This is a genomic window from Kitasatospora sp. NPDC051853, assembly GCF_044452665.1.
GTDB lineage: Bacteria > Actinomycetota > Actinomycetes > Streptomycetales > Streptomycetaceae > Kitasatospora.
Genome location: NZ_JBITBY010000014.1, coordinates 131,782 through 144,081 on the forward strand (window position 1 = coordinate 131,782; position 12,300 = coordinate 144,081).

Annotated in this window: 12 protein-coding genes and 1 tRNA gene; 3 read left to right on the forward strand and 10 right to left on the reverse strand. The window is 72.0% G+C overall.

Annotation, left to right across the window (positions count from 1 at the left end):
• Window positions 1-8 precede the first annotated feature (8 nt).
• The 3 genes from ACIA8O_RS33425 to ACIA8O_RS33435 all read right to left on the reverse strand — a co-directional run bounded on the left by ACIA8O_RS33425 (window position 9) and on the right by ACIA8O_RS33435 (window position 2,689).
• A complete protein-coding gene (locus ACIA8O_RS33425) occupies window positions 9-968 on the reverse strand; it encodes an ATP-binding cassette domain-containing protein (RefSeq protein ID WP_396297771.1) in 960 nt (319 codons plus the stop codon).
• A 28-nt stretch (window positions 969-996) separates the two neighbouring features.
• Window positions 997-1,761: an ABC transporter permease gene (locus ACIA8O_RS33430; RefSeq protein WP_396297872.1), complete on the reverse strand. Its 765-nt coding sequence runs from the start codon at window positions 1,759-1,761 to the stop codon at window positions 997-999.
• Between the two features lie 82 nt (window positions 1,762-1,843).
• A complete protein-coding gene (locus ACIA8O_RS33435; RefSeq protein WP_396297772.1) occupies window positions 1,844-2,689 on the reverse strand; it encodes an ABC transporter permease in 846 nt (281 codons plus the stop codon).
• A 295-nt stretch (window positions 2,690-2,984) separates the two neighbouring features.
• On the opposite strand from ACIA8O_RS33435, the gene ACIA8O_RS33440 reads away from it, so the two are divergent.
• Window positions 2,985-5,405, forward strand: a complete 2,421-nt coding sequence (locus ACIA8O_RS33440; RefSeq protein ID WP_396297773.1) for a transglycosylase domain-containing protein — start codon at window positions 2,985-2,987, stop codon at window positions 5,403-5,405.
• Here ACIA8O_RS33440 and ACIA8O_RS33445 read toward each other — a convergent pair.
• Complete coding sequence (locus ACIA8O_RS33445) at window positions 5,396-5,698, reverse strand: co-chaperone GroES (RefSeq protein ID WP_345290461.1); 303 nt, start codon at window positions 5,696-5,698, stop codon at window positions 5,396-5,398. The genes ACIA8O_RS33440 and ACIA8O_RS33445 overlap by 10 nt on opposite strands.
• 176 nt (window positions 5,699-5,874) lie before the next feature.
• On the reverse strand, window positions 5,875-6,231 hold the full coding sequence (locus ACIA8O_RS33450; RefSeq protein WP_396297774.1) for a DUF3618 domain-containing protein: 357 nt from the start codon (window positions 6,229-6,231) through the stop codon (window positions 5,875-5,877).
• Window positions 6,232-6,366: 135 nt separating this feature from the next.
• Between ACIA8O_RS33450 and bcp the strand changes: the two genes are divergently transcribed.
• On the forward strand, window positions 6,367-6,843 hold the full coding sequence (gene bcp / locus ACIA8O_RS33455; RefSeq protein WP_396297775.1) for a thioredoxin-dependent thiol peroxidase: 477 nt from the start codon (window positions 6,367-6,369) through the stop codon (window positions 6,841-6,843).
• 89 nt (window positions 6,844-6,932) lie between these two features.
• Here the strand turns inward: bcp and ACIA8O_RS33460 are convergent, their stop codons facing one another.
• Entirely contained in the window at window positions 6,933-9,296 is a 2,364-nt protein-coding gene (locus tag ACIA8O_RS33460; RefSeq protein WP_396297873.1) for a chitinase C-terminal domain-containing protein, read from the reverse strand.
• Between the two features lie 498 nt (window positions 9,297-9,794).
• Between ACIA8O_RS33460 and ACIA8O_RS33465 the strand changes: the two genes are divergently transcribed.
• Window positions 9,795-9,877 (forward strand) — tRNA-Leu (locus tag ACIA8O_RS33465).
• 101 nt (window positions 9,878-9,978) lie between these two features.
• Here the strand turns inward: ACIA8O_RS33465 and rdgB are convergent.
• From rdgB to ACIA8O_RS33485, 4 genes are all read right to left on the reverse strand, one after another.
• Entirely contained in the window at window positions 9,979-10,587 is a 609-nt protein-coding gene (gene rdgB / locus ACIA8O_RS33470; protein ID WP_396297776.1) for an RdgB/HAM1 family non-canonical purine NTP pyrophosphatase, read from the reverse strand.
• A gap of 29 nt (window positions 10,588-10,616) precedes the next feature.
• A complete protein-coding gene (locus tag ACIA8O_RS33475; protein ID WP_396297777.1) occupies window positions 10,617-11,003 on the reverse strand; it encodes a hypothetical protein in 387 nt (128 codons plus the stop codon).
• Window positions 11,004-11,083: 80 nt separating this feature from the next.
• Window positions 11,084-11,818: a ribonuclease PH gene (gene rph / locus ACIA8O_RS33480; RefSeq protein ID WP_396297778.1), complete on the reverse strand. Its 735-nt coding sequence runs from the start codon at window positions 11,816-11,818 to the stop codon at window positions 11,084-11,086.
• Between the two features lie 104 nt (window positions 11,819-11,922).
• A complete protein-coding gene (locus ACIA8O_RS33485; RefSeq protein WP_030060521.1) occupies window positions 11,923-12,156 on the reverse strand; it encodes a glucose PTS transporter subunit EIIB in 234 nt (77 codons plus the stop codon).
• Window positions 12,157-12,300: the final 144 nt, after the last annotated feature.

A 12,300-nucleotide genomic window follows, 5' to 3' on the forward strand; every position in this document is an offset into this window, starting at 1 on the left:
GCCGATGGTCAGCCGATCGCCACCTCGGCGTACATCCGCGCGATCACGTCCTCGATGGCCGGCTCCCGGACCGAGAGGTCCACCAGCGGGTACCGCTCCGCGACCGCCGCGACCAGCGGGGCGGCGCTCTGCTCGGCCGGGAAGGCCAGCCACTGCCGCGGCCCCTCGACCTTCACCACCCGGGCCCCGGGCACCGAGATCTCCGGGCCCTCCTCGGCCAGGTCGACCACCAGGGTGCGCTCGCTCTCGGCCGCCGCGTGCAGCCCCTCCAGGCCGCCGTCGTAGACCACCCGCCCGTGGTCGATCACCATCACCCGGCCGCAGAGCTGCTCGATGTCGGTCAGGTCGTGGGTGGTGAGCAGCACCGTGGTGCCCCGGTCCCGGTTGACCTCGCGGAGGAACTCCCGGACCCGGGCCTTGCTCACCACGTCCAGCCCGATGGTGGGTTCGTCCAGGTAGAGCACCTGCGGGTCGTGCAGCAGGGCCGCCGCCAGGTCGCCGCGCATCCGCTGGCCGAGCGAGAGCTGGCGCACCGGGGTGTCCAGCAGGGCTCCCAGGTCCAGCAGTTCGACGCAGCGGTCGAGGTTCTCCCGGTACCGGGCGTCCGGGATCCGGTAGATCCGCCGGGCCAGCTCGTAGGAGTCGCGCAGCGGCAGGTCCCACCAGAGGGTGGTGCGCTGGCCGAACACCACCCCGATCCGGCGGGCCAACTGCACGCGCTCCCGGGCCGGTTCGACCCCGGCCACCCGGAGCCGGCCGGCCGTGGGCACCAGGATGCCGGTGAGCATCTTGATGGTGGTGGACTTCCCGGCGCCGTTCGGCCCGATGTAGCCGACGCACTCGCCGGCCTCCACCCGGAAGCTCAGCCCGTCCACCGCGCGGACCGTCCGCTTCTCCCGGCGGAACCGGCCGGTCTTCGCCCGCACGGTGAACTCCCGTCCGACGTCCTCGAGTTCGATCAGAGACATGTGTCCGTACCTCCGTACGAGAGAGTGGTCAGTTCCCGGTGCCCCGGTAGGCCCGCAGCCCGGCCCGCCAGGCCAGCCCGGCGGCCAGCACGCAGAGCAGGGCGGCCAGCGGCGAGGCGAAGCGGAAGGCCTCGGGCAGGCCGAGCGGGTCGGGCCTGCCGAGGACGTGCAGCGCGGGCAGCCAGTTGACGAAGGCCAGCGGCAGGCCGAAGACGGTGCCCGCCACCAGCTCCTTGGCGAAGACGGTCGGCGGGTACTGCAGCAGGGTGCCGCCGCCGTAGGTGAAGGCGTTCTGGAACTCGCCGGCCTCGCCCCACCAGAACTGCACGGTGGCGAAGCCGATGAAGACGGTGCAGAAGATGACGCTGCCGCAGACCAGCATCACCACGAGCAGCAGCACCTTGTCCGCCGTCCACCGCACGTCCAGCCGGCCGATCGCCCAGCCGAGCACGGCGAGGGCCTGGAGCGGCCGGCCGATCCGGCGCAGGGTGAAGCGCTCGGCGCAGAGCTGGGCCAGCACGGCCGCGGGCCGGATCAGCATGGTGTCCAGGGTGCCGGCCCGGATCCGGTCGCCGAGCGCGTCCACGCAGCCGACCAGCAGGTTGGCCGTGCCGAGGGCGAAGCCGGCGGTGCCGTAGAGGAAGGCGAGTTCGGCCAGCGACCAGCCGCCGAGCTGCTCGGTGTGCTGGAACATCAGCAGGATCACCACGAAGTCCAGCGCGGTGATCACCGTGCTGGCCGCCAGCATCATGGTGAAGGAGGCCCGGTAGGCCATGCTGGCCCGGTTCCACATGGTGGCCACCAGCCACCAGGAGCGCAGCGCCCAGACGGTCTTCGCCCACGGGCCCTGGCGGGTGAGCACGAGCTCCGCGGTGTCAGCCACCCTGGACCACCACCTTGCGGGTGGCCAGCAGCTGCACGCCCCGGCCGAGCGCCAGCAGGCCGACGGCCCAGGCGAGTTGGAAGGCGAGGCCGGCCAGCAGGGCGGTGCCGGTGCGCCGCTCCAGGATGACGTCGGTGGGGATCTGCACCATCCCGGACCAGGGCAGCACGGCGGCCAGGGTGCCCAGCCAGCCCGGGTAGACCACCACCGGGAGCAGGGCGCCGGAGAAGAACATCGAGACCACCACCATCACCGAGCGGACGCCCTCCGAGTCGTGCAGCCAGAAGCCGGTGAGCGCGACCAGGAAGCGCAGCCCGAAGCTGACCACCACCGCGAGCAGCACCGAGAGCAGGAAGGCGGCCCAGACCAGCGGGCTGACGGGGAGGGCGAAGCCGAAGGCCAGCGCGCCGATCGTGGTGGGCGCCACGCCCCGTCCGAGCAGGTGGAAGCCGGCCCGGCCGAGGTCGGCCGCCAGCCACCAGCCCATGAAGTCCACCGGCCGGTAGAGGTCGACGGCGATGTCGCCGGTGCGGAAGCGCTGCTGGACGTCGTCCTGGAAGCCGCCGCCCCAGACCGCGACGGTCATCAGCAGCGACTGGCTGACCCAGATGTAGGCGACGGCCCGGTCGGTGTCGTAGCCGCCGAGGCCGGGGCGGGCCTGCCAGAGGGCCAGGAAGGTGTAGGCGAGGATGAAGCCGAAGACGGTGTTGGCGAAGACCCCGGCCAAGGTGGCCGCCCGGTAGGTGGAGTACCGGCGGAACGCCCCGGCCGCCACCCCCAGGTAGAGCCGGGCGGCACCCGCCGGATCCGGTGGGCGAAGCCGCTGGGCAAGCAGCATCATTTGTCTCCTTGTCGACTTTTCCGCGTGCACACGGGCGCGCGGAGGGCACGGCGAAGTGCACAGCAGGAGCGCACCCGGGGGCAGACCGGAGCGGCTCCGACCGGCTGGACCCCGGGGGTGCCGGGATTCGCGGGCGGAGCTGGCGGTCTGCGCTGGGACCTGCTGCGCTATGGGGTTGTCACCTTTCAACGTACCGCCGACGCCCGCGGAGCGCAGCCGAATTACCGGCCCCCGACAGCACCCCGCCCCGTCAAACCGCCTGATTCACCGTCAAATCACCCATACTTCCCCCATGAGCCAGCAGCCGGAGCGCCGCAATGCCGAAGGACCGGCCGCCGACAGCCTGGAGTCGGAGGACCGGGCCGAGGGCTCCCGGCGTGACCGCCGTCGCGCCCGGCGCGCGGCCCGCAGGGCGCGCCGCCGGGCCCTGCCCTGGTGGCGCCGGGCGGTGCCCACCTGGCGGATGGTGGTCGGCGCCCTGCTCACCCTGCTGCTGCTCGGCCTGGCCGGCTTCGTGACGCTCTACCTGATCGTCCCCGTCCCGGACCCGAACACCCGGGCGGTGGCCCAGAGCAACGTCTACTACTACGCCGACGGCACCACCGAACTGGCCCGCACCGGCACCGTGAACCGCCAGGACGTGCCGATCCGTCAGATCCCGCTGGACACCCAGCACGCGGTGGTCTCCGCCGAGGACCGCAGCTTCTACCGGAACAAGGGCGTGGACCTGCGCGGCATGGCCCGGGCGGCCTGGAACACGGCCACCGGCAAGGGCACCCAGGGCGGCTCCACCATCACCCAGCAGTACGTCAAGAACTACTACCTGACCCAGGACCAGACCCTCTCCCGCAAGGTCAAGGAGCTCTTCATCGCGCTCAAGGTGGACCAGCGGCAGAGCAAGGACGAGATCCTCCAGGGCTACCTCAACACCAGCTACTTCGGCCGCAACGCCTACGGCGTCCAGACCGCCGCCAAGGCCTACTACGGGGTGGACGTCTCCCGGCTGACCGTCGGTCAGGGCGCCTACCTGGCCGCCCTGCTGCAGGCCCCCAGCGCCTTCGACGTGAAGACCGCCACCCCGGTCAACCGGGACCGCGCCCTGGCCCGGTGGAACTACGTGCTGGACGGCATGGTCTCGCTCGGCTTCCTGGACCCCGCCGCCCGGGCCGCCACCTCCTTCCCCGAGCCGGTCGACCCGCAGCCGGTCACCGGCCTGGGCGGCCAGGCCGGGTACCTGGTGGAGATCGCCGAATCCTACCTGACGGGCAACGACGTGCTGGACGCCGCCACCCTGAAGGCCGGCGGCTGGCGGATCACCACCACCTTCGACAAGGCCCGGCAGGACGCCTTCGTGCAGGCCGTGCGGGACGAGCTGACCAGCGAGCTGGACCCGGCCGCCCGGCCCGGCACCGACACCGACGTCCGGGTCTCCGGGGCCTCGGTGGAGCCGGGCACCGGGCGGCTGGTGGCGGCGTACGGCGGTCCGGACTACGCCAGGCAGCAGTACAACGACGCGCTCCGGCAGGACAACCAGGTCGGCTCCACCTTCAAGCCCTTCGACCTGGCGGCCGGGCTGGAGGGCGGGCGCACCCAGGACGGGCGGCCGATCACCACCCAGACCGTCTACGACGGCTCCACCCGCCGCCCGGTGACCGGCGGCCCGACCGCCTACGCCCCGCCCAACGAGGACGACGTCGACTACGGCTCCGTCACGCTGCGGTACGCCATGGTGAAGTCGGTGAACTCGGTCTACGCCCAGGAGGGCGTGGACGCCGGGCTGGCCAGGGTCCGGGACACCGCCGTCCGGCTCGGCCTGCCGGCCACCACCCCCGGCATGGACCCGGCCAACACCTCGATGACCCTGGGCACCGCCACCCCCAGCGCGGTGGACCTGGCCGCCGCCTACGCCGCCCTCGCCAACCACGGCCAGGCGTACGCCCCCCGGGCCGTCCTCCGGCTGGAGCGCTCCAGCGGCTACGCCGACCTGCCCGAACTGCCCGCCCCCACCGCCCGGGAGGCGGTCGGCCGCGGCACCGCCGACGCCGTCACCGACGTGCTCCAGGACGTCATCGCCCCCGGCGGCACCGGCGCCCGGGCCCTCGGCCTGCGCCGCCCGGCGGCCGGCAAGACCGGCACCACCGACAGCAACCGGTCCGCCTGGTTCGCCGGCTACACCCCCGAACTGGCCACCGTGGTCGGCCTGTTCAGGGAGAACCCGCTCACCCACGCCAAGGAGTCGCTGGCCGGCACGGCGGGCTACGGCCGGATCAACGGCGGGGCCTTCCCCACCCAGATCTGGACCGCCTACATGACCGCGGCCCTGCGCGGCACCCCCGTACGGCAGTTCGACCTCCGGCCGGGCCGGGGCAACACCCAGCCGACCGGGGCCGCCTCGGCCACGGCCACGCCGACGGCCTCCGCCCCGGCCGGCCCCAGCGGTACGCCGACCTCCGGCGAGTCGCCCGGCCGGACGCCGGTGGCCACGCTCTCCCCGTCCCGGCTCCCGAGCCGCTCCCCCTCCGGCACGCAGTCCGGCAGCGGCTCGCCCACGGCGACCGGCCCGGCTGTCCCGCCGAGCCGGTCCCCCTCGCCGGGAGCCGGCGAGGGCACGAGCCGGGCACCGAGCCCGGCGGCGGGCCGGGAACTCCCGGACGCGGCCGAGGCCCGTGCCCCCGGCTCCCCGTCAGGCCCTCCGCCGACCCCTCAGAGGTAGAGCCCGGTCGAGCCCTCCGCGTCACCGAACCGGACGGCCGCCACCGCGTGCAGGTCGCGCTCGCGCAGCAGCACGTAGGTGGCGCCGCCCACCTCCACCTCCAGCTTGTCCTCCGGGTCGTACAGCACCCGGTCGCCCGGCTCCACCGAGCGCACGCTCTGGCCGACCGCGGCCGCCTCGGCCCAGGTGCAGCGCTTGGACAGCTCGGCGGTGGCCGGGATGAGGATGCCGCCGGTGGAACGGCGCTCCCCCTCGCTGCCCTCGGTCTTCACCAGCACCCGGTCGTGCAGCATCTTGATCGGCAGCTTCTCGCCCAGACGCTCGTGCCGGGTCTCTTCCCGCTGCTCGTTCAGCTCTTCGTTCACGCCCCCGACGGTACCCGGACACCCGCCCCGGCGTGACGCTGGCCCGGCACACGGGAACGGGGCCGGACCTCCTCGGTCCGACCCCGTCCGACACCGCCTCGCACTCAGTCGCGTCCGCGGCCCCGGCGCCGCACCGCGGCGACCAGCAGCACCACGCCGACGCCGACCAGCGCGGCCGGGACGATCCGGTCCGGCCGCGGCTGGCCCTTCTCGTCGGTGAACCGGGCCTTGAGCTGCTCCACCGCACCGCTGGCGGCCACGTACGCGCGGCCGGCCTTCTCCTCGACCGAGCCGACCACCTTGGCCCTGGTCTGCGCGGCGATGGTGCTCGGGTGCACCCGGACGGCCAGCTCGTCCAGGGTCGCCGCGAGCTGGGTGCGGGTGCGCGCGATGTCCGCCTCGATCTGTGCGGTGGACCGCCCCGCGTTCTGCTGTGCTCCGGCCTTGCCCACTGGGGCCACCCCTTCTCCATCGGTGTTGCGCTACGACAGGTGTCAGTCTGTCAGCTCCCCGCCCGGGCCGCGCAGCGCCACCCACCAACGGAGGTAGGTTGGCGAAGGCACGACCAACGAGCGAGCACGAGGAGAAGCCCCACCATGAGCGAGCGCCTTCAGCCCGGCGACACCGCCCCCGCCTTCACCCTGCCGGACGCCGACGGCAACCAGGTCTCCCTCGCCGACCACCTCGGCCGCAAGGTGATCGTCTACTTCTACCCGGCCGCGCTCACCCCCGGCTGCACCAAGCAGGCCTGCGACTTCACCGACAACCTCGAGGTCTTCGCCGACTCCGGCTACGACGTGATCGGCATCTCCCCGGACAAGCCCGCCAAGCTCGGCAAGTTCCGCGAGGCCGAGGACCTCAAGGTCACCCTGCTCGCCGACGAGGACCACGCCGTCCTGGAGGCCTACGCCGCCTACGGCGAGAAGGTCAACTACGGCCGCACCTACCAGGGCGTCATCCGCTCCACCGTGATCGTCGACGAGGAGGGCAAGGTCGAGCGCGCCCTCTACAACGTCAAGGCCACCGGCCACGTCGCCAAGCTGCTCCGCGACCTGAAGATCGAGACCGCCTGACCCTCCGTCAGGGAGAACGAAGGAGCGGTGGCGGCGCACCCCCCGACCGGGTGCACCGCCACCGCCGTCTGTTACCTCAGCGCCTCAGTTCAGCAGGGGCCGAGGTCGGTCCACACGCCCCACTGACCGGTGGTCGAGGGGTCCTCGCCGGTGGTCCACCACTTGTTCTGGTAGGTGCGGCCCTTCCAGGACACCTTGGTGGTGGTGGCGTACACGGCGCCGGAGCTCCAGCTCGGCGCGGTGCAGGTGCCGACGGTCGGGCTGGCCGAGGGGCTGGCCGAGGCCGACGGGGAGGCGGAGGCGGACGGGGAGGCGCTCGCGCTCGGCGAGGCCGAGGTGGAGGCGCTCGGGGACGGCGAGACCGAGGTGGACGGGGACGGCGAGGTGGTCGCGCCGCCGCTGCCGCGGGTCAGGTCCACGGCCAGGCCGTAGAGGGTGCCGCCGACGTTCACGGTCCAGTTGCCGGGGGTCGAGACCGGCAGGTAGTAGGTGAAGTCCATGGTGAGCGAGGCGCCCGGGGCCAGCGACTGCCAGGACGGCAGCTTGACCGAGGCCCGGTTGTAGATGCCCTTCAGGCCGCCGACGTTGTTGCCGGTGTGGTCCTGACGGATCGTGGTGAGGCCGAAGCCCGAGGAGTCCTTGGCGTTGCCCGGGGCCGAGCTCGAGTAGTCGAACTGGAACTCGGTGCCGCCCGGCAGGGTCACCGTGGAGTTGTTGGTGATCTGCAGCTTCGGGTTGATCGGGTAGTTCGAGTCGCCCAGCGCGAAGTTGGTGAACTGGACGTCGATCGGCAGGGTCTGCTTCGGCAGCGCGATGGTCGAGCGGGTCGCGCCGTAGGACGAGGCGGCCTTGAACTTGTCGTACATCAGCGAGGTCAGGGTCGAGCCCGGGACGTACTGGTTCTTCGCGGCGTCCCACTGGTAGTCGCCGGCCAGCTCCCAGATCATCGCGCCGCCGATGCCGTTGTTCACGACGTAGTCGGCCTTGGCGCCGACCGACTGCTCGTCCTCGGTGGAGAGGAAGACCTTCTTGGTGGAGTTCCACAGCCACGGCGCGACCAGGGTCGAGTCGTAGTTGCGGGTGTAGGTGCCCTGGAGCGCGGTGTCGGTCACGCCGTACTTGGAGAGGTAGTCCGGGACGATGCCCTTCTCCAGGTTCTTGGCGTGCCACATCGGGTTGGAGCCCGCCGGGGACTCCTTGCCGTTGTCGTCCTTGTCGTGCCACAGGTTGTCGATGCCGACCGCGCCGTCACCACAGGTGGTCAGGCCGGAGCCGGCCGGGCAGGTGGTGGTCGAGGCGGTGCCCCAGAGACCGTTGGTGCCGCCGGTGACGTTCTTGAAGCCGCGGGTGTAGTACGGGAGGCCGACGTTGATCCGGCCGGCCGTCATCGCGCCGCGGAAGTAGTGGTACGCCCAGTCGGTGTTGAGGTAGCCGATGCCGCCGTACTGCGAGGTGCCGTACACGTTGGCGGCGGCCAGCTCGGCGTCCTTGCCGTCGTCGAACAGCGAGGCGTTCGGGCCGACGTACTTGTTCCAGGCGCCGTGCAGGTCGTACGACATGATGTTGACGTAGTCCAGGTACTTCGCCATCTGGTACGTCTCCATGCCGCGGAGCAGGTACCCGGAGGACGGAGCGGCGACGGTCAGCATGTAGTGCTTGCCGTCGGCGGCGCCGGCCCGGTCCAGCTTCTCGCGCAGGGTCTTCAGCAGCGCGTCGAAGGCCTTGACCAGCGAGCCGCGCTTGGCGTTCGCGGTGGGCCAGTCGAGCGGGTTGCCCGCGTCCTTCATCGAGGTGGCGTACTCGTAGTCGATGTCGACGCCGTTGAAGCCGTACTTCTTGATGAAGTCGACCGAGGAGTCCGCGAAGGTGTTGATGCCGGCCTGGTTGACCGAGCCGTCCGCGTTGACCGTGGTCGAGTAGAAGCCGCCCGAGTTGACGCGCTTGCCGTCGGCACCGAAGTAGCCGCCGGTCTCGGCCCAACCACCCACCGAGATCAGGGTCTTGACGTTCGGGTACTGCTTCTTGTACTTGGTCAGCAGGTTGAAGTGACCCTTGTACGGAAGCGTCGGGTCCATCTCCGCGCCGGCCACGCCGGGGAAGGTGATGCCGGTCGCCTCGTTGGTCGGGGTGTCGTCACCGACCGAGAGCTTGTTGCTGCCGTCGATGTGGCCGAAGGCGTAGTTGATGTGGGTGACCTTGTCCCACGGGACGTTGTTCACCAGGTAGGCGGGCGTGCCGTCCTTGCCGGTGCGCCAGCCGGTGAAGTAGCCGATGATGCGGCGCTGGTGGTCCGCGCCCATCTTCTCGCGGCCCTCGGTGTCGTAGACGCTGCAGTACGGGACGTCCACGCCGGGCGTGGCGTACAGCCCGTCGGGGCGACAGGACTGGTTGTCGACGGCGGCGGCGGCCTGCGAGGGCGCGGTGCCGAGCGTGGCGACGAGCAGTCCGGCCATGGCGGCAGCCGCGGAGGTGGCGAAGGCCACCCGCTTGCCGGACGTCCGACGGCCCGCAGCGGTGGGACGCTGCTCCGTCGTGGATCGGATCAACACTCGTTCCTCCAGGGGGAGAGTGCCGGCGCGCGCTGTGGGAACGCACGCTGTGGGGGAATTGCCGTGAAGTTATGTGGTCTGAACCACACAGGTCAATAGGTCTGTACCAATCGACGAAGAACCGAGACCTGAAGCGTCAGGTGATCCTCATCACCCGTTCATCTTCCGTATGCGCCCGGCCCGTTGGCACCAGCAGTGCTTCGTGCGCGGTGGCGTTCCCGGCCCGCCCCGGGCCCGCCGCGGGGCGCGGGCGGTCACGGTGACTTGGCCGGTTCCCGGCGTTCCGGCGTGGCCGGATCCGGCAGCGCCGCCGGGCCGCCCCGGCGCACACCCGGCGGGCACCGGCCGGAAGGCGGGTGCCGGGCGGCCGACCGGCCAAGTAGCATGGCGGCGAAGCACCCTGCGGCCTTGGCGAAACGGCAGACGCGCTGGCTTTAGGTGCCCGTGAGGGAGACCTCGTGAGGGTTCGAATCCCTCAGGCCGCACAGCGGGAAGGCCCCCGCCTCCGATCCTTCGGAGGCGGGGGCCTTCCCACGTCCCGTCAGGCCCGGGCGGAGCCGGGCCGGGGGGCCGCTCTGGCGGTGCGTCAGCCGAGCAGCTCCCGGACCACCGGTGCGAGGCCGCGGAAGGCCTGGCCCCGGTGGCTGATGGCGTTCTTCTCCTCCGGGCTGAGCTCGGCACAGGTCCGGCTCTCGCCCAGCGGCTGGAGGACCGGGTCGTAGCCGAAACCGCCGCTGCCGGCCGGCTCGGTGCGCAGGGTGCCGAGCAGCCGGCCCTCCACCACCCGCTCGGTACCGTCCGGCAGGGCCAGCGCCGCGGCGCAGGCGAAGTGCGCGCCGCGGTGCGGCTCGGCGATGTCGGAGAGCTGGGCCAGCAGCAGGTCCAGGTTGGCCCGGTCGTCGCCGTGCTTCCCGGCCCAGCGGGCCGAGAAGATCCCGGGCGCGCCGTTCAGCACGTCCACGCAGAGCCCGGAGTCGTCCGCCACCGCGGGCAGGCCGGTGGCGCGCGCCAGCGCGTGCGCCTTCAGCAGGGCGTTCTCCGCGAAGGTCACGCCGGTCTCCGGGACGTCCGGGACCTCCGGGTAGGCGTCGGCCCCGACCAGCTCCACGTCGAGGCCGGCCGCACCGAGGATGTCGCGCAGCTCGGTCACCTTGTGCCGGTTCCGGGTGGCGAGGACGAGTCGTCGGGTAGTCATGCGGCCAGCCTAGGGTGTCCGACGGGGTGTCAGCCGGTGCAGACCTTGGAGAGGTTGGCGGCGGCGTCGCCGAGCGGCTTGAGGTCGGGCACCTGCTTGTTGTTGGCGGCCTGCTGGAGCTTCTCGACCTGGGCCTGGAGGTCGGTGACGGCCTTGGCCACGTCGGTGTCGCTGGAGTTGCGGCCCAGCTGGTCCAGGTCGGTCTTGAGCTTCTGGAGCGCCGCGCCGGCCGCCTGCGGGTCGTTCTGCGCGTTGCCGAAGGCGGTGCTCACGTTGGCGATGTCGGTGCTGACGGTCACCGCGGTGTTGCCGCAGTCCAGTGCCTTCTGCGCGGCCGAGCAGCCCACCGCGAGCGGCAGCACCAGGGCGAGCGCGGCGACGGACAGGACGGTGGAGCGGTGGGTGCGGAACGGCATCGGATCCTCCGGTCGTGGTCGGGCACCGGGGAGGACGAGTGGCGGCCCTCCCCGGTTCCCGGCCGGTGTCCGACGGACGGTCAGGCCTGGAGCGACTCCAGCGCCTTCTTCTGGATCTCGTCCAGTTCGGCGCAGCCCAGCGAGCCGAGGTCCAGCAGCTGGTCCAGCAGCGCCCGGTCGAACGGGGCGCCCTCGGCGGTGCCCTGGACCTCGACGAAGCGGCCGTCGGAGGTGCAGACGACGTTCATGTCGGTCTCGGCCCGGACGTCCTCCTCGTAGCGGAGGTCGAGCATCGGGACCCCGTCGATGATGCCGACGCTGACCGCGCTGACCCCGCTGGTGATCGGCTGGCCCTTGGCGCGCAGCAGCTTCTTGTCGCGGGCCCAGGAGACCGCGTCGACCAGCGCGACGTAGGCGCCGGTGATGGCGGCGGTGCGGGTGCCGCCGTCGGCCTGGAGCACGTCGCAGTCGAGCACGATGGTGTTCTCGGCCAGCGCGCGGTGGTCGATCACGGCGCGCAGCGAGCGGCCGATCAGCCGGCTGATCTCGTGGGTGCGGCCGCCGATCTTGCCGCGGACCGACTCGCGGTCGCCGCGGGTGTTGGTGGCCCGGGGCAGCATGGCGTACTCGGCGGTGACCCAGCCCTCGCCGCTGCCCTTGCGCCAGCGCGGCACGCCCTCGGTGACGCTGGCGGTGCAGAGCACCTTGGTGTCCCCGTAGGAGACCAGGACGGAGCCTTCGGCGTGCTTGCTCCATCCGCGTTCGATGGTGACCGGGCGGAGCTGATCGGGCGTGCGGCCGTCGATGCGAGACATGGCACCGAGCCTATCGGCTGCGGGCGCGCCTCCGGGAAACGCTGCGGCCCGTGCGCCCCCTGACGGGGCGACGGGCCGTGGCGTGGGGCTGAGGGAGCCTCAGCTCACATCATGTCCTCGATGTCGGCGGCGATCGGGTCGGCGTCGGTGCCGATGACGACCTGGATCGCGGTGCCCATCTTGACGACGCCGTGGGCGCCGGCGGCCTTCAGCGCGGCTTCGTCGACCAGGGAGGCGTCCTTGACCTCGGTGCGGAGGCGGGTGATGCAGCCCTCGACCTCTTCGATGTTGTCGATGCCGCCGAGGCCGGCGACGATCTTCTCAGCCTTGCTGGCCATGTCCTTCTCCCTCTGTCTCGGCTCCCGGCTGCTCCGCCGGAAGCCGTACCGCTCGGTGCTGGTGGCAGTGGCCGGAAAGTGACGCGGACTCAGTTGCCGCGCCCACGACGGCGCACGGACAGCATCGCCCGATTCCGACCGACT

Excerpts from the sequence above, each read along its gene's own strand:
- rdgB (WP_396297776.1), bottom strand. The coding sequence starts at position 10,587 with ATGACTACCCGACGACTCGTCCTCGCCACCCGGAACCGGCACAAGGTG.
- ACIA8O_RS33485 (WP_030060521.1), bottom strand. The coding sequence starts at position 12,156 with ATGGCCAGCAAGGCTGAGAAGATCGTCGCCGGCCTCGGCGGCATCGAC.
- rph (WP_396297778.1), bottom strand. The coding sequence starts at position 11,818 with ATGTCTCGCATCGACGGCCGCACGCCCGATCAGCTCCGCCCGGTCACC.
- ACIA8O_RS33425 (WP_396297771.1), bottom strand. The coding sequence starts at position 968 with ATGTCTCTGATCGAACTCGAGGACGTCGGACGGGAGTTCACCGTGCGG.
- ACIA8O_RS33440 (WP_396297773.1), top strand. The coding sequence starts at position 2,985 with ATGAGCCAGCAGCCGGAGCGCCGCAATGCCGAAGGACCGGCCGCCGAC.
- ACIA8O_RS33445 (WP_345290461.1), bottom strand. The coding sequence starts at position 5,698 with ATGCTGCACGACCGGGTGCTGGTGAAGACCGAGGGCAGCGAGGGGGAG.
- ACIA8O_RS33435 (WP_396297772.1), bottom strand. The coding sequence starts at position 2,689 with ATGCTGCTTGCCCAGCGGCTTCGCCCACCGGATCCGGCGGGTGCCGCC.
- ACIA8O_RS33475 (WP_396297777.1), bottom strand. The coding sequence starts at position 11,003 with ATGCCGTTCCGCACCCACCGCTCCACCGTCCTGTCCGTCGCCGCGCTC.
- ACIA8O_RS33460 (WP_396297873.1), bottom strand. The coding sequence starts at position 9,296 with ATGGCCGGACTGCTCGTCGCCACGCTCGGCACCGCGCCCTCGCAGGCC.
- ACIA8O_RS33430 (WP_396297872.1), bottom strand. The coding sequence starts at position 1,761 with ATGTGGAACCGGGCCAGCATGGCCTACCGGGCCTCCTTCACCATGATG.
- bcp (WP_396297775.1), top strand. The coding sequence starts at position 6,367 with ATGAGCGAGCGCCTTCAGCCCGGCGACACCGCCCCCGCCTTCACCCTG.